Below are 17,575 nucleotides of genomic sequence, written 5' to 3'. Positions count from 1 at the left end.
GGGCGGCACCCCTGCAGCATACGATAGGCGCAAACGAAAGAACCGCCCCGGAGCATCCCGCGGCGGTTCTTGTGTCCATCGACGATGCGCGGCCTCACAGCACGATGTTGCCACGGGCCCGGGATCAGCGGCCGCACCGGAGCAACGATGGTGCTACATCAGGGCGACGCCCCGGGCCGGAGGAGGCACCGCGCAGGTCCCCGACCCGGCGCCCTCGTGCTCGGCGAGCACCGCTTTCGCTTGCCGGAGCAGTGCCGGGGTCGCGCGAATCGTGATCACACGCGGCGCGTGTGCGGGGTTGACGAGGACGCGACTGGAGCGGTCCTGAAGGACCGGGCGCACCAGCTCGGCGGCGTCGCCCGGCGCAAGACAGCGGAGTACGATCGCTTCCTCGATGGTGGGAACGCCGGGCGCCACGCCCCCTCCCCCGCGCCTCCCAGTCCCGGATCCGACAAGCATACCGGCCAGGAGCAGCGCCACGGCACCGGCGCCGAGAGCCCACCTACTCCGTCGGGGCGATGCCGGGCCGCCCGCGCGGGGCGTCCGCTGGAACTCCGCGAGCGCCGCGTCGAACGCCTCGGCCGAGATGCCGGCCTCCGCGGCCGATGCTCGGAGGTCGGCGACCGATGAACCGCCCCAACGGACCGCGTCGAGTTCACTCGCGCGGGCGAGGAGTTCCACGACGGCCGGCTGGGGCAAGACCTCGGCATTCGGATCGGGATCCGCTGGAGTACGAGGCGGCACGGTGCACCTCCTGTGGCCGGAGAACGGGGCGGGCGAGCGCCGTATGCTACCGGCCCCCGCGGCCGTGGACAAGGCCCGGCGCTAGCACGGCCAGCGCCGGGGCCTCTTACAGCGGCGGTGTCGACTCGGGCGGGCGGCGGTGCCGGGTTGCCTGCTCGAAGGCGTACCCGATCTGGATCAGTACCGGTTCGCTCCAGGCGTCACCCAGGATCTGGAGCCCGGTGGGAAGGTTTGCCTGCACGTAGCCCATCGGCACGGAGATGGCCGGAAAGCCGGTGGGCGGCGAGAGCTGCCAACTGTTGTTGCCGTGCGGGGTGTTGAGGTCTCCGATCAGGCGGGGCGCGTTGCTCCACGTTGGGTACACCAGCGCATGGAGCCGCCCGGACGAGAGCACCGCCCGCACCCCCGCGCGGAGCCGGGGCACGTTGGCGACGGCCTCGCGGCACGCCTCGTCCTCCTCCGGCGAGGTGAAGCGCTGGAACTCGCGCAGGCGCCCCGCGATGGACGGGTGGAAGTTCCCCGAAGCCACGATCTCGTCGAGGTTCTTCACGGGGGCACGCGGTCCCAGGCTCGCCAGGTAGGCGTTGATGTCCGTCTTGAACCGCCCGCACCACAGCGAGCCCGAGATGGTGTCCAGCTCGGGGATCTGCACGTCCACCACTTCGGCGCCCGCGTTCCGCATCACCCGCAGCGCCTCCTCGAAGCGCGCCAGCACCGCCGTGTCCGCGGTCGAAGTGTTCGACAATTGCCGCACCACCCCGATCCGCTTGCCGCGAAGGCCGTCGGCGCGGAGGTGCGCGGCGTACCCCTCGCGCGGCACGCGCCCGCGGCTTTCGGCGGTGACCGGGTCCGCGGGGTCGGGCCCGGCGATGACATCCAGCACCCGCACCGCATCGGCCATGGTGCGCGCCATGGGCCCGCCGATGTCCCGGTCCAGGTACAGCGGCACGATCCCGTCGCGGCTGGTCAGCCCCATGGTGGAGCGGATGCCCACCAGCGCCGCGTGCGAGGCGGGTCCGCGGATGGAGTTGCCCGTGTCGGTGCCGAGCCCCACCACGCCCAGGCTCGCCGCCACCGCCGCCGCCGTGCCGCCGCTGGACCCGGCGGTGCCGCGGGTGAGGTCGTACGGGTTGCGGGTGTAGCCGGGGAGCATGGACCCCACGGTCTCGTACGGGGTGAAGGCGAACTCGGCCATGTTGCTCTTGGCCAGCACGATGGCGCCGGCCTCCCGCAGGCGGCGCACCTGGAAGGCGTCGTCCGGGGGAACGGAGCCGGCCAGCGCGAGCGAGCCCGCGGTGGTGGGCAGGTCGCGGGTGTCGTAGTTGTCTTTGACGATCACCGGAATGCCGTGCAGCGGCCCCATCAGCCTCCCCGTCCGCTGGAACTGCCGGTCCAGCGAATCCGCCACCACCAGTGCATCGGGGTTCACGGTGATCAGCGAATTCAGATAGGGGCCCCGCCGGTCGTAGGCGTCGATGCGGGCCAGGTGCGCCGCCACCAGTGCCCGCGCGGTCAGGCGCCCGTCGCGGAATGCCCGGTGGATTTCCTCGATCCCGGCTTCCCGGACCTCGAAGTGCGGCGCCTGGGCCGTGCCCGAAGCCGGGCTCCCGGCAAGCGAAAGCGCCACGGCAGCGGCGGCGGTCCATCCACGAAGCAGAGATCGCATGCTGTTCACCGTACCTCCTGGAAACAAAAACTACGTCAGCGGGTGAGCGATCAGCGCCCGCACCGGCCCGCGCGCCACTCCCGCGGCTCGCACTCGAACGCGCCTTCCCGCCACAGCCCTCGCCGCTCCGCCCGGGCCTGCCGCACGGCCGCGCGGATGCGGTCCGCGTGGCGCACGTTCGGGGCATAGACGAGCGCCACTGCATATCCCGCCCGCGCCATCTCTTCGTTGACCATCCGCCCGTCTGGCAGCCAGGCGTACGCCAGGAGGCGCTCGAACTGGTCCCGCTCCCGCACGTCCGTTTCCAGGCGCACGCGGGTCCCCGGCGGGGCGAGCGCGCGCAGGGCGTCCCCCGCCGCCTCGCCGCTGGCGCCCTGGCCCAGCTCGGGCGCGTCGATCATCAGCAGGCGCACGCGCTGGCCGTCCGCGCAGCGCAGCGTGTCGCCGTCGCGGACCCCGTCGTGCGCCACCACACACGCCAGCCCCCCCGCGTCACGATCATCGGAGCGGCGGGGCGCGGCGGCCGAGTCGCGGTTTTCCTTCGTTCCGAGCTCGATGGTTGGGACGATCGGCGGCGTGGCGCCGCGCGTTCCCGCGTCCTCCACCGGTGGCGGCTCGCAGGCGGCAAGTGCGGCCGCGAGAAGCATCGACCCGCCCGCTCGCCGAAAGCCCATCAATAGCTGGAGCCCATCATGATGCCGCTCAGGTCCGCGTCGGCGGAGGAGGGGGCGGCCAGGCGGGCGTGCAGGTCGAAGTCGCCCGGGTTGCTGGCCGCCGCGCGCGCCACCTCAAAGCGGACGGTGCCGCTGCGCACCAGGTCAGCCAGGTGCTGGTCGAACGTCTGCATCCCGTAGCTTTCGCGGCCGGCGGCGATGTGGTCGCGGATCTCCGCGGTGCGGTCGGGGTCGCGGATGCAGTCCTCGATGGTCCCCGTGCGCAGCATCACCTCGGCCGCCACCGCGCGGCCCTGGCCCTCGGCCCGGGGGAGCAGGCGCTGCGAGATCACCCCGTGAAGCGCGTCGGAAAGCCGCAGCCGCACCGTGTTCTGCTCGTCGGTGGGAAAGGCGGCGATCAGGCGCGAGATGGTGTTGGTGGCGTCCTTGGTGTGCAGGGTGCTGATCACCAGGTGCCCCGTTTCGGCGGCCTTCAGCGCGATCTCGATGGTCTCGCTGTCGCGCATTTCGCCGATCAGGATCACGTCCGGGTCCTGCCGCAGCGCCGCCCGCAGCCCCTTGTGGAACGAGTCGGTGTCGGTGCCCACCTCGCGCTGCGAGATGGAGCAGTGGTTGTCGCGGTGAAGGAACTCGATGGGATCTTCGAGCGTGACGATGTGCCGCTCGGAATGCTGGTTCATGTGCTGGATCATCCCGGCCATCGTCGACGTCTTGCCGCTTCCCGTCACACCCGTCACCAGCACCAGCCCGCGCTCCGCCAGCGCCATCTGCTCCACGATCCTCGGCAGCCCCAGGCTTTCCAGCGTGGGCACCTCGAAGGGGATCACGCGCAGGATCACGTTGAAGCTTCCGCGCTGCCGCATGATGTTCACGCGGAACCGCCCCGTCCCCGACAGCCCCCACGAGCAGTCGAAGTCCATGATCTCGTCGATCTGCGACCGCGCGCGCTCGGTCGGCAGCACCTTCAGCGCAAAGGCGCGCGAATGGTCGGGCGTCAGCTTCTGCCGGGTGAGGGGCACCAGGCGTCCGTTGATGCGCGCGCGGACGAAGTCGCCGCCCTTCACGTGGATGTCGCTTGCCCCGCGCTCCACCGCCGCCGCAATGATCTTGTCCACCGGGTACGGGCTCCGGGATGCGACCGCGCGCCCACCGGGCGTGCGTCTTCGGGAGATGAGATTGCGCGGACCGGTGCCGCGCGCATGGTCGTGTGCCTAACGATAACATTCGCAACGCCCGACGGCACCCGCCACCAACCGCCTATTCTTGTGTTCGCCGGGGCGGAGGCGGCGAAACGCGCCCCGGCATGTTACCTTCGGGTCTGACCCGCACGTACGCACACCGCACCCACGCACTGTCATGATCGTCAAGCGCTTCTACGACGAAAAGCTCGCGCAGGCCAGCTACCTGATCGGCTGCGGGGCCACGGGCGACGCGCTGGTGGTAGACCCCAACCGCCACGTGGAGCAGTACGTGCGCGCGGCGGAAGCGGAAAAGCTTCGCGTGACGGCGGTGACGGAAACGCACATCCACGCCGACTACGTCTCGGGAAGCCGCGAACTGGCGGCACGCACGGGCGCGCGCCTCTACCTCTCGGCCGAGGGCGGCGACGACTGGCAGTACGCCTTCGCCACGGCGGACGGCGCGACGCTGGTGCGCGACGGCGACCGCTTTTCCGTGGGCAACGTGCGGGTGACGGTGCTCCACACCCCCGGGCACACGCCGGAGCACCTGAGCTTTCTGATCACCGACGCGGCCGCCGCCGACCGGCCCATCGCGGCGGTGACGGGCGACTTCATCTTCGTGGGCGACGTGGGGCGGCCGGACCTGCTGGAAAAGGCGGCCGGCGTGGCGGGGACGATGGAAGCGGGGGCGCGCAGCCTGTTCGCCAGCCTGCGGCGCTTCAAGGCCGGGCAGCCCGACTGGCTGCAGATCTGGCCCGGGCACGGCGCCGGCTCCGCCTGCGGCAAGGGGATGAGCGCCATTCCGCACAGCACGCTGGGCTACGAAAAGCTGTTCAACTGGGCGGTGTCGGAAGAAAGCGAGGACGCCTTCGTCCGCACCGTGCTGGCGGGCCAGCCCGAGCCGCCAAAGTACTTCGCGCAGATGAAGCGCATCAACCGCGAGGGCCCGGCCCTGCTGAACGGCTTTCCGCGACCGGCGCGGATGGAGGCGGACGCGCTCGCGGCGGTGCTGGACGGCGGGGCGACGGTGGTGGATACGCGCTCCACGGACGCGTTCGGCCAGGGGCACGTCCCGGGCACCATCAACATCCCCTTCAACAAGTCGTTCAGCACCTGGGCGGGATCGCTGGTCGCCTTCGGCCAGCCGTTCTACCTGCTGATGGCCGACGAGTCGGGCGCGGCCGTGGCCGAGGCGGTGAAGGACCTGGCGATGATCGGGCTGGATACGGTGGCGGGCTGGTTCGGGAGCGACGCGGTGGCGGCGTGGGCCGGCGCCGGCCGGCCGTTGGAGCGCATCCCGCAGATTACGGCGGCGGAGCTGCGGGCGCGGATGGAGGCGGGGGACGTGGAGGTGATCGACGTGCGGGGGCGCGCGGAGTGGGACGCGGGCCACCTGCCGTCGGTTCTGAACGTTCCCCTGGGCTACCTGCCGGACCGCATGGACGAGGTGCCGAGTGGAAAGCCGGTGGTGCTGCAGTGCCAGGGCGGCGCGCGCTCCGCCATCGCCGCGAGCGTCCTTCAGGCCCGCGGCATCACCGACGTCATCAACCTCACCGGCGGATACCAGGCCTGGCACGCCGCCGGCCTCCCGGTCGAGAAGCCGCAGGCCGACCTCGTGCCGGCCTGAATTCGCGCGGCGGGGCGGGCGCCGCCGCGCTACTTCGGCTTCACCGTGGCCAGCGCGAGCCAGCTCTCTACGAGTGAGGCTCGTTGCAGCACCAGGTCGCGGATCTGGTCGAGCACGGGATGATGGGCGTACCCGGCGCCGACCTGGTTCAGCACCCCATCGAGGCTGCTCCGTACCTGCTCGATCAGTGGAGCCCCCAGCCGGGCGATCGCCGGCGCCCTCATTCCCAGCGAGCGGGCGAACTTGTCGAGGGCCATCCGGTGAAGCCCCTCCACCGTCTTCTGCCCACCGATCTCGATGGAAAACTGCCGGTCGATGTGCGGATACACGTGCGTCGACACCACGTCGTAGATCGGCGCCAGCCGCACCCGCGACCCGGCGTACAGCAGCGACAGGTTCTTGGCGTGGGCGTCGTTGTTGCCGACCAGGACGTTGAACAGTGCCCAGCGCGCCAGCGTTTCCAGGTCGCGCAACGGATCCACGCTGTGGCGGCGGATCACCCGCCCGATCGCTTCGTACGCCGGTCCGCCGCGGGCCTGGTACTTCTGCGCCGACCGGTGGCCGGTGGCCTGGCAGAAGTCCTCCTGGTGCAGGCGGCGCAGCCCGCCTTCGGCATCTTCCACGCGGTCGTAGCGAACGCTTTCGAACAGCAGGCGTTCGCCGCCTACCGCGCGTGATTCCGCCGCCTCGAAGCCGCAGGCCCGCAGCAGCCACATGCAGGCGAGCTCGTTCAGCACCAGCCCGGGATACACGGGCTTCGCCCGCTTGATGACGGCGTTGCTGGGCGAGCCGTGCAGCGGAAGCTGGAAGGCGTCGCCCCGGCGCCGGAACACCATCTTCTGCTGCGCGCCGCTCATGGAAAGCCGCTCCGCCACCTGCATTTCCATCACGTGCTCGCCATATTCCTGGTCGAAGAGGGCTGTCAGTTCAGCCGGGCTCAACGACTGGTAGCGGGGCTCACTCGGCGGAGTTGTGCCCGCCGGCCAGAGCGAAACCGCGCCCGCGCACTCGCCCCCGATCATCCCCAGGAGCCCCGAAACGTCCCCGGGTGAAAACTGCTTCGCCTGGGCGATCAGATCGCGGCCTTCTCCCTCCGGAAGCAGGTTCTCGAAGAAGACCATCGTCGCATCGTGGTCGTATGGCTCGGCGCGTACCGGCAGGCGAACGGACAGGACGTACTTTTCCGGCTCGTCCAGCGCCTGCTCGCCGTACCGGAAGCTGAGCCGGTGCGGACCTTCCTCCCGGATGTGGCCGACGAGCGACTCGTACAAGTACACGTCCAGCATGGCCCCGATTACCCTTCCTGCCCGCCGCCGCCCCGGCGGCGCAGCACGACGTCGTAGCCCAGCAGCTGAAGCAGGTCGAGCAGCATGTTCGCGCGCACGTTCCGCTTCCCTTTCTCCAGTTCCACCAGCAGCCTTCGCCCCACGCCGAACCGGTCCGCCGCCTGGTCGAACGTAAGGTTTTCCTCGCGCCGCCGCCGCCGGACCACCTCGGCAAGGTCCTGCAGGTCGCGCATGGGGAACTCGTCTGCTGACATGAATGCGTCTTCCACGGGTGAATTGTCGTTCCCTTTAGGGTCCGAAACCCCCGAAACCTGCTCTTCGTTCCCTAAAGGGTCCGATCGCGGAAGTTTGGTCATTTCAGCCCCTATAGGGAACGAATACCCGTTTCTTGCACAATCGTTCCCAATAGGGTTCGATCACCCGAGCAGGCCATAGGCGGTGCCGCATGCAGCGGCGCCGGCCAGGACGGGGAGCATGGCGGCTTTGAAGCGGAAGATCGCGACGGCGGCGGCGACGGCGATGAGCAGGGAGGGCAGGTTCAGCGTGGCCCAGTCCGGAACGAGCACGCGCAGCCCCAAGCCGCGCACCTCGCCGATGCGGCCGAACAGCACGTGCAGGGCGAACCAGACGGCCAGGTTCAGGATCACCCCCACGACCGCGGCGGTGATCCCCCGCAGCGCCGCGGCGAGCGCGCGGTTGCCACGCAGGCGCTCGACGTACGGTGCGCCCGCGAAGATGAACAGGAACGACGGCGCGAAGGTCACCCACGCGGTCAGCGTGGCGCCCAGCACCCCGGCCAGCATCGGCGGGAGCGCGCCGGGATCGCGGTAGGCGCCCACGAACGCCACGAACTGCAGCACCAGCACCAGGGGCCCGGGCGTGGTCTCCGCCATTCCCAAACCGTCCAGCATCTCCCCCGGCATCAGCCAGCCGTACCGCTCCACCGCCTGCTGCGCCACGTACGCCAGCACCGCGTACGCCCCGCCGAACGTCACCGCCGCCGCGTGGCCAAAGAACAGCCCCTGGTCCACGAACACGCTCGCGCGGCCGAACACCATCCACACCAGCGCCACCGGCATCCACCAGATCACCAGCCACAACGCCACGACACGGACGGTGTGCATCCACTCCGCCCCGCGGCTCCCCTGGCGCGGCACGACGCTGGACGGCGGTCCCTCAACGACGACGCGGCGGCGCTCGATGATCCATCCGGCGACGCCCGCGCCGAGCACGATCAGCGGAAAAGGAACGTGCAGGAAGAAGATGCCCGCGAACGCCGCCGCCGCCACCGCGACCAGCGCGCGGTCCTTCAGCGCCCGCCGGCCGATGCGGATGACCGCCTCGACCACCACGGCGATGATCGCCGGCTTCAGCCCGAAGAACAGGGCCGCCACCAGCGCGGTGTTGCGGTACGCCGCGTAGGTGGCGCTGAGTGCCAGCATGGTCAGGAACCCGGGGAGCACGAACAGCAGCCCCGCCACCAGGCCACCTTTCGCGCGGTGCAGCAGCCATCCCACGTACGTCGCCAGCTGCTGCGCCTCGGGGCCGGGCAGGAGCATGCAGTAGTTCAGCGCGTGAAGAAAGCGCGCCTCGCCGATCCACCGCTTCTCGTCCACCAGAATGCGGTGCATGACGGCGATCTGCCCGGCCGGCCCGCCGAAGCTCAGGAATCCCACGCGCGCCCACGTCCGCACGGCTTCGCGGAACGGCACGTGGGGAAGGGCGTCGGTCTCGGTAGGGGATGCGATCGGGGGGAGCATGGGCGGGACGATAACCGGCGGACGGAACGAGCACAAACGCAGGGCGGGACCGATCGCTTGAAACCTTGGCAGCACCTGCCGCGTACGGTGCCGGGCAGGACCTGATGATCCCTAACGGAAAGACGGAGCACCAAGATGTTCGCCTCTACATACAAGCTCGTTTCGAAGTCCGTGCGCAGCGTGATGATCGCCGTGGGCCTGGTGCCCGCCGCCTCCCCGGTTCCCGGGCTCGCCGGATGGCGCCGCGCCGCCGTGGCGCGCTGACCCAGCCCGACCACAACGACGCGAGGCGCGGAATCCAACCGGTTCCGCGCCTCGTTTCTTGTCGATCTTCCTGCAGCAGGTGAACAGCCGCGGGCCCGGCGACGGCGGGATCTGACGCTTCGTCGGGCGGATCGAACGCAAACAGAGGCGCGGGGCCCCCGGGCTCCGCGCCTCTTTTATTGGTGTCACGCGTGTCCGGAGAAGTTGCTTGGACGCACCTGTCCACGCTGCTAACTTTATGTCCGGACAAAAGAAAACCCCGGGTTGATCACCGACGCGAGGTCGGGAGAGCAATAGCCCGGGGACAGTGCTCACCATGATAGCGCCATGAACGAGTTTGCGCAAGATCCGTATGCGAGAGCCGTCTGGCAGGCACTCTCGCGGGAGCGCCTGGGCGGATACGGCGGCACCGGCGTGCCCTGGGCGGATGTTCTGGGCAGATACCTGTGGAACGTCGCCCTGTGCGAGGCGACCTATCCAACGCTGCAGACCCTGGAGGTGGCGCTTCGGAACGCGGTGTTCGACGCGGGCTGCGCATCGTACCCGTTCACCGCGTCGCCAAACCTCGCGCAGGTGCCCTGCTGGCTCGACACGGCTGTCCTGCTGCCCGGCGACCGGGGCAAGATCGCAGGGGCTAAAACGCGCCTCCGCGATGCGGGAAAACCGCTCGAGCCCTGCCGGCTCGTCGCGGAGCTGACGTTCGGATTCTGGACCACGCTCTTCGACGTGCGCTACGAGAACACGCGCATCCTGTGGCCGAGGCTGTTCGGGCAAAAGATCTTTGCCGACGCGCCCAAGCGGTTCAGGAATCGAAAGGCGCTGTCTCCCTTGCTCAATCGGGTGCGGCACCTGCGCAACCGCGCGTTTCACCACGAGCCCATCTGGCACTGGCGCGACCTGCGCGAGCAGCATGCGATTGCGCTGGACCTGATTGGATGGATGAGCCCGCCGCTCCGCGAAACCGTCCGGGCGCTGGATCGGTTCGACGCCGTGTACGCCAATGGTCTGGCCCCGTTCCGGGAGATCGTGCTCACCGCCGCCCGGGCACGAGCCGCTTGACCGGCCGAGTCGCTTGCTGGCCGCTTCGGGGGTAAGTAGTGTTTGTGGCGGATTCGGATTCATCCCTCCCTTCGCCTGACGCCCGTCTGTCCATGCCCGAGTCCCTTCGCACCGATCTTCACGAAGCCAACCGCCTGTCGTGGAACGCCGCCACGGTGGCGCACAACAGCCACAAGGGCGATCAGGCCGCGTTCTTCCGCGGCGGCGGCAGCACGCTCTTCCCGGAAGAGCTGGAGCTGCTGGGTCCGCTCGCCGGCCGGACGCTGGTGCACCTGCAGTGCAACGCGGGGCAGGACACGCTCAGCCTGGCGCGGCTGGGCGCGGTGGTGACCGGCGTGGACATCAGCGACGAGGCGATCGACTTCGCGCGGCGCCTCTCGGCCGAGAGCGGCATCCCCGCCGCCTTCGAGCGCGCCGACGTCTACGCCTGGCTGGCCGAGGCGGCGCGCGGCGGGCGGCGCTTCGACCTGGCGTTCTCGTCGTATGGCGCGGTGTGCTGGCTGACGGACCTGGATGCGTGGGCGCGCGGAATCGCCGGTATCCTGGCGCCCGGCGGCCGGTTCGTGCTGGTGGAGTTTCATCCCGCCGCCATGATGTACGACGAAGACCTGCGCCTGCGGTTCCCCTATTCCAGTCGCGAGCCCATCGAATACGTGGAAGGCGTGGGTGACTACGTCGCGTTTTCCGGCGACGGGCTGATCGCTGGGGAGCGCACGGAAGGCGTGAAGGACTTCCGCAATCCGCATCGCTCGTACGACTTCCAGTGGGGCGTCGCCGAGGTCGTGCAGGCGCTGATCGGCGCTGGGCTTCGCGTCGAAACCTTGCGCGAGTGGCCGTACAGCAACGGATGCACTCCCTTCCGCGGGATGCGTTCGGAGCCGGGCCGCCGCTTCCGGATGCCGGAGGGCTATCCGGACCTCCCCCTGATGTTCGGCGTGTCGGTCCGCCGCGAAGGCTGACGGTCGGCTGAATCTTCGCGGCCAGGTGTCCGTACTTTCCTGCACGACCTCCGGCGTTCGAGCCGGAATGCGCGAGCCTCGGATCCTGGCAATCAGAAGATGATGCACGTCGCCCAAGCGCAGACCCGCACGCCCGACCCGTGGACCTTGTTCGGGACGGACCTGGAACCGGCGCCCGTCCCGATCGTCGCGCCCGTGGAGGAGGCGCCTCGCGAGGCTCCCCACGCCCGCATCACCCTCCGCACGATGGACGGGGACGTCGCGGTGACGGTCGCGGCCGCCTGGACCATGCTGGCGTTCCTGTCCCTCGTCGGGATGTTCATCGGCTGGACGACGGACGCATCGAACCTGGTGATCGCGGGCGGATGCGTGCTCGTCGCCGGCGCGGCGGGGGCGCGGGCGCTGTACCGCGGGCTCGCCCGGCCGATGGCGGAATTCGTCGTGGACGAGCGGGGCATCAGCCAGCGGATGCTTCGCTTGGACGGCGCCGAAGTGACCGCGCTGATCCCGTGGGACGCCATCGCCTCGTATCGCGATTCCGAGAGCCTGGACAGCGCCTACCTGCGCGTGGTGGGCACCAGCGGTGCGGCGATCACGCTGCGCCAAGCGCCGCCCACGGACGAGATGTACCGCCTGATCCGCACCTTCGCCGCCGAGGCGGAATGGCATGGCGTGCGGGCATCCGAGCCGTTGGCTGCGCTGCGGAGCTACGCGCCGGGGATCGGGACCACCATCGTGCTGCTGGTGGTGATGAAGGTGGTGTTCGGGTTTCTTCCCGCCGCCGCGGAGGGGATCGGGATGGCCGTTCTGCTCCTGTTCATCGGCGGGTGGAACGCCTACGCGATGCTTTCGGATGACGACCTGGCCCTGGAAGACCGCCAGTCCATGCGGTGGGACGCCGGCCTCCGCGACCGCACGCGACGGCTGCTGAGCATCGAAACCGTCTGACCGCACCGGCGTTCGGGCGCGGATGTTGATTGTGGATACGCTCCATGATCCGCATCCGCCGCCCTGACACGACTTCCGATCCGCGAATCGAGCCCGCCGAGCGCTGGTTCGCCTCGCGGGGATGGGAGCCGTTCGCGTTTCAGCGCGAGGTGTGGAGCGCGTACCTGGACGGCGAGAGCGGGCTGATCCACGCCGCGACGGGAACGGGCAAGACGTACGCGGCGTGGATGGGCGCCGTGCTCGAGTCCCTCGCCGAGGGATCGGCCACGGGAGCCAAGGCGCCACCGCTCCGCATCCTGTGGATCACCCCCCTCCGCGCCCTCGCCGCCGACACCGAGGCCGCCCTGCGCGCGCCTCTCGCGGACCTCGAGCTTTCGTGGACGCTGGAGTCGCGCACGGGCGACACCTCCGCGGCCGTCCGTTCCCGCCAGCGCACGCGCCTTCCCACCGCGCTGGTCACCACCCCCGAAAGCCTGGCCCTGCTCCTGTCCCGCGACGAGGCCCGCGCGCTGTTCTCGGACCTGCGGGCGGTGATCGTCGACGAGTGGCACGAGCTGATGGGCAGCAAGCGCGGCGTGCAGGCCGAGCTGGCCCTGGCGCGGCTGCGCGGCTGGCGGCCCGAAATGCGGACGTGGGGGCTGTCGGCCACCATCGGCAACCTGGAGGACGCTAAGGACGCGCTGCTCGGCGTGCGGGCGGAGTCCACCCCCGGCCGCATCGTGCGCGGGCTGGTGCCCAAGGACATCGTGGTGGATTCGCTGATTCCGCCCACGATCGAGCGGTTTCCCTGGGCCGGGCACCTGGGCACGCAGATGCTTCCGCAGGTGGTGGAGGCCGTGGAGGAGGGGGAGACTGCCATCGTCTTCACCAACACGCGGTCGCAGACGGAGATCTGGTACCAGGCGCTGCTGGACGCGCGGCCGGACTGGGCGGGGCAGATCGCGCTTCACCATGGCTCGCTGGACCGCGCGCGCCGCGACTGGGTGGAGGACGGCCTGCGCACCGGCAAGCTGCGCTGCGTGGTGGCGACGTCCAGCCTGGACCTGGGCGTGGACTTCTCCCCAGTGGACCGCGTGCTCCAGATCGGCTCGCCCAAGGGCGTGGCGCGCCTGCTTCAGCGCGCGGGACGCAGCGGGCACCGTCCGGGCGCCGTCAGCCGGGTCACCTGCGTGCCGACGAATACGCTGGAGCTGATCGAAGTGGCGGCGGCGCGCGATGGGGTGCGCGCGGTCTCGGTGGAGTCGCGCCACCCGGTGGAGCGGCCGCTGGACCTGCTGGCCCAGCACGTGGTGACGGTGGCGCTCGGTGGCGGATTTCGCGCGGACGAGCTGAAGGAGGAGGTACGCACCACCCGCTCGTACGCCGGGCTGATGGACGACGAGTGGCAGTGGGTGCTGGACTTCGTCACCCGCGGCGGCGACGCGCTGAGCGCCTACCCCGAGTTCCAGCGCGTGGTGGTGCGCGACGACGGGACATACGTGGTGGAGGACCGCGGCGTGGCGCGGCGGCACCGGATGTCCATCGGCACCATCGTCAGCGACGCGTCCATCACGGTGAAGTACGTGGCGGGGGCGCGGCTGGGGAGCGTGGAGGAGAGCTTCATCGCGCGGCTGAACCCCGGCGACCGCTTCGTCTTCGCGGGGAAGCCGCTGGAGTTCGTCCGTGTGCGCGACATGACGGCCTGGGTGCGCCGGACGAAATCCACCAAGGGGCTGATCCCCCGGTGGATGGGGGCGCGGATGCCGCTCTCCACCGAACTCGCCGCCTCGCTCCGCGCCCGGCTGGAGGAAGCGTCGCGCGGCGTGTTCCGCGACCCGGAGATGGAGGCCATCCGCCCCATCCTCGAGGTGCAGGCGCGCTGGTCGCGGATCCCCCGCGCCGACGAGCTGCTGATCGAGCGGGTGAAGACGCGCGAGGGGCACCACCTGTTCCTCTTTCCCTTCGACGGCCGGCTGGTGCACGAGGGGCTGGCGGCGCTCTTCGCGTACCGCATCTCGCGGCTGGTGCCCATCTCGTTCACCATGTCGATGAACGACTACGGCGTGGAGCTGCTGTCGCCGGAGCCCGCCCCGCTGGACGAGGCGCTGGCTGCCGGCCTGCTCTCGCCGCAGGGCCTGGTGGACGACGTTCCCGCTTCGCTGAACGCGGCGGAGATGGCGCGCAGGCAGTTCCGCGAAATCGCGCGGGTGGCGGGACTGGTGTTCCAGGGCTTTCCGTACGCGGGCAAGTCCGCCCGGCAGCTGCAGGCTTCGAGCGGGCTGTTCTTCGACGTGTTCACCCGGTACGATCCCGGCAACCTGCTGGTCAGCCAGGCGCACCGGGAGGTGATGGAGCGGCAGCTGGAAAGCAGCCGCCTGGGCCAGACGCTGGAGCGCCTTTCGGCAGGCCGCGTGGTGATCACGGAGCCCAAGCGCACGCCGCCGCTGGCGTTTCCGCTGCTGGTGGACCGCACGCGCAACTCCGTCACCAGCGAGTCGGTGGGCGACCGGGTGCAGCGGATGAAGGTGGCACTCGAAAAGGCGGCGGACACGGGGCGATGAAGGACCTGGAGATCGAGCTGTGCGGCGAGCGGCTGGTGCTGCTGCCGGAGCGCGCCGCGTACCGCCCCTCGAACCGCACCCTGCTCGTGGCGGACCCGCACTTCGGCAAGGCGGCGGCGTTCCGGGCACACGGGCTGGCCGTCCCGGGCGGCACCACGGCGGAAACGCTCGCCCGGCTGACGGCCGCGCTGGAGCGGACCGCGGCGGAGCACCTGGTGTACCTGGGCGACTTCTTCCACGCGCGCGCCAGCCGCGCCGCCGCGACGTTGGATACGCTCGCGCGGTGGCGGGATGCGCATCCTCATCTGCGCATCACGCTCGTGCGCGGCAACCACGACCGGCACGCGGGCGACCCGCCGGGGGAGCTGGGCATCGAGTGCGTCGATGGCCCGCTCCCCGACGCGCCGTTCGCCTACGCGCACCACCCGGAGCCCGCGCCGGCGTGCTACATCCTCGCCGGGCACATCCATCCCTCCGTCACCCTGCGGGGGATCGGCCGCCAGCGCCAGCGGCTCCCCTGCTTCCACTTCGGTCCGCGCGTGGGCATTCTCCCCGCCTTCGGCGAGTTCACCGGCACGGCAGACGTGCCCGTCAGCGAAGGCGACCGGCTGTACGTGGTCGCGGACGCGCAGGTGCTGGAGATCGGCTGAAACCGCGGCTGCGTATCCCGGCGGTGCCCCAGAACGTGGGGCAGGCGTGCCCCATTCTGATCGTCCTCGTGCCGCGAAACCGAGTATCTGCGCGGGTAAATTCCGCAACATCCGTAGGCGCCCGTTTTGCTGGGCCCGGTCCCTGCCCACCCGCTCGCGGCGTTTCCGATCACCGCGGCACTTCCGGGCACTCTCCCATCCAGACCTCCGCCATTTTCCTTCAGGAGAACTCCCATGCCCGAAACCATCGCCGCACCCGCGGTAACGATCGCCGCGCCGGCGTTCACCATTCGTAACGACCACCTGATCCCGGTGGAGGACGGACAGGCCGTGAGCCGCGGCTGGCTTCAGCGGCACGGCGCAAAGCCGCTCGGCGTAACCTGGCACTGGGCCGTTACCCGGCGGCTTTCCGTGCTGCGCGACGTGCTGGGCGGGGCCAAGGCGGAGCGGAAGGGGGAGGCTTCGGCGCACTACGGCATCGGCCGCAGCTTCGCCGAGGGGGTAGACCGCTACGTGTCGCTCGACAATCGCTCCTGGCACGCCGGCAAGCACCAGACGCTGCGCTGGGACGGAAAGGCACTGCAGGGCGACGACGACTTCAAGGGCTCGCGCACCACCATCGGCATCGAGACCTCGCACATCGGCGCGAACGTGGACGGGATCAAGGCCGAAGCCGACTGGATCAGCACGGCGACGCCGCTGGGCGTGTCCATCCGGGTGCAGCCCTGGACGGCCGAGCAGATCACCATGTGCATCGAGGTGGGGCGCGAGATCGTAAAGCGCTGGCCCCACATCGGCCCGAACGACCATCACGGGCACCACGACATCTGTCCCCTGGACGGCAGCGGAAACGCCTACAAGATCGACGTCTGCGGCTTTCCGTTCGCCAAGGTGCTGCGGGGCATCTATCCCGAAAAGACGATCAACGACGTGTGGACGCCGCTGGAGACGGTGCGGCAGCGGCAGCGTGCTCTGAAGGCGCTGGGCTACAACATCGGCGCGGCGGGGGTGGACGGAAGCTGGGGCGCCAGCAGCCGAAACGCGCTCCTGCTGTTCCAGCGCCACGAGGGGCTGGTTCCCAACGGATTGTGGAGCACGTTCGTCAGCCGCGCCATCCATGCGGAGCTCGCCGACCGCGGCCGCAACCTCGCCGACGTCACCGCCGGCCCGCTCTGATCTCCCCTCGCCGACAAGGACGCGCGCCGGGCGGTGAATCGCCCGGCGCGTGTCCATCCAATCATAAACCGCTGCACGAACTCCTCCTCATTTCGTTCACCGCAAGGATCTCCCAATGGTAAAGGATCTCACCCCCACACAGCTCGAAGATCTGACGTGGGAAGAAGGTAATCGCGCCGAGTGCCTGAAGATCGTGTACGCCCACGTCACGGAGGACGCACAGGACGCAATCCGCTGGTACAAGGACAGCCGGAAGCCAAAGAAGCATTGGGCGATTGGTCTTCGAGGCGGGGCCGTGGTTCTCCTTTCGGTATCCGGGCTGCTCCCCCTGATTTCGGAACTCGGACAGAAGCTCGACAAGCCATTTCAGATCTCGCCGCTGTTCACCTCGCTTGCCGTGGCGGTTGCGGCTGCCCTGTTCGGCTTCGACAAGCTGTTCAACAATTCCAGCGGCTGGATGCGGTTGATCAAGACGGACCTCCTGCTTCGAACCGCCTTGGAAGAGTTTGAGATGGACTGGCAGCTTGCCCGCCTGGCATGGACCGGGCCTCAACCTACGTCCGAGCAGGCGAGCCAGATGCTCACGCGGGCCAAGGAGTTCGCGGCCAGGATCAACACCATCATTGCGGAAGAGACGAACGTGTGGATCACCGAGTTCCAGGCCAGCCTGGCGCAGCTCGGCGAGTCCGTGAAGGCGGCCGAGGCGCGGGTGGCGGCCGACACAGCGAAGCGCGAAGAAGCGGCGAAGGCGGTCGGTGCGCTGAACATCACCGTGAAGCACAACGGCGCTACCTACGCGGGCGAGTTCAAGCTGCGCGTGAACAACGAGCAGAGCGGCAAGTTCATCGGTACGGCCGCGCTGGTGGGGCTGAAGGCGGGACCGACCAAGGTGGAGGCGGAGTACACCGACACGGCCACCGCCAAGGTGCACCGGGGGGAGTTCGCCTTCGACGTAGAAGCTGGCAAGACGCAGAACGTGGAGTTGCCCGTCATCACGGCGAACTGATCGCCACCCTTTGGATGCCGACCGATGCGGGCGGG

Annotated in this window: 16 protein-coding genes; 9 read left to right on the top strand and 7 right to left on the bottom strand. The window is 69.8% G+C overall.

Features of this window, described 5'->3' with window-relative positions; genetic code table 11:
* Positions 1-153: 153 nt before the first annotated feature.
* The 4 genes from VGB24_RS10465 to VGB24_RS10450 all read right to left on the bottom strand — a co-directional run bounded on the left by VGB24_RS10465 (position 154) and on the right by VGB24_RS10450 (position 4,199).
* Positions 154-744, bottom strand: coding sequence for a hypothetical protein (locus VGB24_RS10465; protein ID WP_331072890.1), 591 nt, complete (start codon positions 742-744; stop codon positions 154-156).
* Positions 745-850: 106 nt separating this feature from the next.
* The gene (locus VGB24_RS10460) at positions 851-2,410 is read right to left on the bottom strand and encodes an amidase family protein (RefSeq protein ID WP_331072889.1); all 1,560 of its coding nucleotides are present in this window, start codon (positions 2,408-2,410) and stop codon (positions 851-853) included.
* Positions 2,411-2,460: 50 nt separating this feature from the next.
* Positions 2,461-3,057 (bottom strand): thermonuclease family protein, encoded by a 597-nt coding sequence (locus VGB24_RS10455; protein WP_331072888.1) that lies wholly within the window; start codon positions 3,055-3,057, stop codon positions 2,461-2,463.
* A gap of 26 nt (positions 3,058-3,083) precedes the next feature.
* On the bottom strand, positions 3,084-4,199 hold the full coding sequence (locus VGB24_RS10450; protein ID WP_331072887.1) for a PilT/PilU family type 4a pilus ATPase: 1,116 nt from the start codon (positions 4,197-4,199) through the stop codon (positions 3,084-3,086).
* Between the two features lie 241 nt (positions 4,200-4,440).
* Between VGB24_RS10450 and VGB24_RS10445 the strand changes: the two genes are divergently transcribed.
* A complete protein-coding gene (locus VGB24_RS10445; protein ID WP_331072886.1) occupies positions 4,441-5,892 on the top strand; it encodes an MBL fold metallo-hydrolase in 1,452 nt (483 codons plus the stop codon).
* 29 nt (positions 5,893-5,921) lie between these two features.
* Here VGB24_RS10445 and VGB24_RS10440 read toward each other — a convergent pair whose 3' ends face one another.
* From VGB24_RS10440 to chrA, 3 genes are all read right to left on the bottom strand, one after another.
* A complete protein-coding gene (locus VGB24_RS10440) occupies positions 5,922-7,178 on the bottom strand; it encodes a type II toxin-antitoxin system HipA family toxin (protein WP_331072885.1) in 1,257 nt (418 codons plus the stop codon).
* Between the two features lie 8 nt (positions 7,179-7,186).
* Positions 7,187-7,432 carry a helix-turn-helix domain-containing protein gene (locus tag VGB24_RS10435; RefSeq protein WP_331072884.1) on the bottom strand — a complete coding sequence of 82 codons (246 nt, stop codon included), beginning with the start codon at positions 7,430-7,432 and terminating at the stop codon, positions 7,187-7,189.
* A 162-nt stretch (positions 7,433-7,594) separates the two neighbouring features.
* Positions 7,595-8,938, bottom strand: coding sequence for a chromate efflux transporter (gene chrA / locus VGB24_RS10430; RefSeq protein WP_331072883.1), 1,344 nt, complete (start codon positions 8,936-8,938; stop codon positions 7,595-7,597).
* A gap of 135 nt (positions 8,939-9,073) precedes the next feature.
* Between chrA and VGB24_RS10425 the strand changes: the two genes are divergently transcribed.
* The 8 genes from VGB24_RS10425 to VGB24_RS10390 all read left to right on the top strand — a co-directional run bounded on the left by VGB24_RS10425 (position 9,074) and on the right by VGB24_RS10390 (position 17,540).
* Positions 9,074-9,202 (top strand): hypothetical protein, encoded by a 129-nt coding sequence (locus tag VGB24_RS10425; RefSeq protein WP_331026027.1) that lies wholly within the window; start codon positions 9,074-9,076, stop codon positions 9,200-9,202.
* Positions 9,203-9,529: 327 nt separating this feature from the next.
* Complete coding sequence (locus VGB24_RS10420) at positions 9,530-10,261, top strand: hypothetical protein (RefSeq protein ID WP_331072882.1); 732 nt, start codon at positions 9,530-9,532, stop codon at positions 10,259-10,261.
* A gap of 92 nt (positions 10,262-10,353) precedes the next feature.
* Positions 10,354-11,220, top strand: coding sequence for a class I SAM-dependent methyltransferase (locus VGB24_RS10415; protein WP_331072881.1), 867 nt, complete (start codon positions 10,354-10,356; stop codon positions 11,218-11,220).
* 99 nt (positions 11,221-11,319) lie between these two features.
* Entirely contained in the window at positions 11,320-12,168 is an 849-nt protein-coding gene (locus VGB24_RS10410) for a hypothetical protein (protein WP_331072880.1), read from the top strand.
* Positions 12,169-12,212: 44 nt separating this feature from the next.
* On the top strand, positions 12,213-14,708 hold the full coding sequence (locus tag VGB24_RS10405) for a ligase-associated DNA damage response DEXH box helicase (protein WP_331072879.1): 2,496 nt from the start codon (positions 12,213-12,215) through the stop codon (positions 14,706-14,708).
* A complete protein-coding gene (pdeM, locus tag VGB24_RS10400) occupies positions 14,705-15,358 on the top strand; it encodes a ligase-associated DNA damage response endonuclease PdeM (RefSeq protein WP_331072878.1) in 654 nt (217 codons plus the stop codon). Before VGB24_RS10405 ends, pdeM begins: the two co-directional genes overlap by 4 nt.
* Positions 15,359-15,592: 234 nt before the next feature.
* Positions 15,593-16,534: a peptidoglycan recognition protein family protein gene (locus VGB24_RS10395; RefSeq protein ID WP_331072877.1), complete on the top strand. Its 942-nt coding sequence runs from the start codon at positions 15,593-15,595 to the stop codon at positions 16,532-16,534.
* 115 nt (positions 16,535-16,649) lie between these two features.
* Entirely contained in the window at positions 16,650-17,540 is an 891-nt protein-coding gene (locus VGB24_RS10390) for an SLATT domain-containing protein (protein WP_331072876.1), read from the top strand.
* Positions 17,541-17,575: the final 35 nt, after the last annotated feature.

It is taken from the genome of Longimicrobium sp. (assembly GCF_036399935.1).
In the GTDB taxonomy this organism is placed as follows: Bacteria; Gemmatimonadota; Gemmatimonadetes; order Longimicrobiales; family Longimicrobiaceae; genus Longimicrobium.
Note: the sequence above shows the minus strand (reverse complement) of the source record. Positions and strands in the feature narration are given on the sequence as shown.

Excerpts from the sequence above, each read along its gene's own strand:
- VGB24_RS10460 (WP_331072889.1), bottom strand. The coding sequence starts at position 2,410 with ATGCGATCTCTGCTTCGTGGATGGACCGCCGCCGCTGCCGTGGCGCTT.
- VGB24_RS10455 (WP_331072888.1), bottom strand. The coding sequence starts at position 3,057 with ATGCTTCTCGCGGCCGCACTTGCCGCCTGCGAGCCGCCACCGGTGGAG.
- VGB24_RS10445 (WP_331072886.1), top strand. The coding sequence starts at position 4,441 with ATGATCGTCAAGCGCTTCTACGACGAAAAGCTCGCGCAGGCCAGCTAC.
- VGB24_RS10440 (WP_331072885.1), bottom strand. The coding sequence starts at position 7,178 with ATGCTGGACGTGTACTTGTACGAGTCGCTCGTCGGCCACATCCGGGAG.
- VGB24_RS10435 (WP_331072884.1), bottom strand. The coding sequence starts at position 7,432 with ATGTCAGCAGACGAGTTCCCCATGCGCGACCTGCAGGACCTTGCCGAG.
- chrA (WP_331072883.1), bottom strand. The coding sequence starts at position 8,938 with ATGCTCCCCCCGATCGCATCCCCTACCGAGACCGACGCCCTTCCCCAC.
- VGB24_RS10425 (WP_331026027.1), top strand. The coding sequence starts at position 9,074 with ATGTTCGCCTCTACATACAAGCTCGTTTCGAAGTCCGTGCGCAGCGTG.
- VGB24_RS10420 (WP_331072882.1), top strand. The coding sequence starts at position 9,530 with ATGAACGAGTTTGCGCAAGATCCGTATGCGAGAGCCGTCTGGCAGGCA.
- VGB24_RS10415 (WP_331072881.1), top strand. The coding sequence starts at position 10,354 with ATGCCCGAGTCCCTTCGCACCGATCTTCACGAAGCCAACCGCCTGTCG.
- VGB24_RS10410 (WP_331072880.1), top strand. The coding sequence starts at position 11,320 with ATGATGCACGTCGCCCAAGCGCAGACCCGCACGCCCGACCCGTGGACC.
- VGB24_RS10405 (WP_331072879.1), top strand. The coding sequence starts at position 12,213 with ATGATCCGCATCCGCCGCCCTGACACGACTTCCGATCCGCGAATCGAG.
- pdeM (WP_331072878.1), top strand. The coding sequence starts at position 14,705 with ATGAAGGACCTGGAGATCGAGCTGTGCGGCGAGCGGCTGGTGCTGCTG.
- VGB24_RS10395 (WP_331072877.1), top strand. The coding sequence starts at position 15,593 with ATGCCCGAAACCATCGCCGCACCCGCGGTAACGATCGCCGCGCCGGCG.
- VGB24_RS10390 (WP_331072876.1), top strand. The coding sequence starts at position 16,650 with ATGGTAAAGGATCTCACCCCCACACAGCTCGAAGATCTGACGTGGGAA.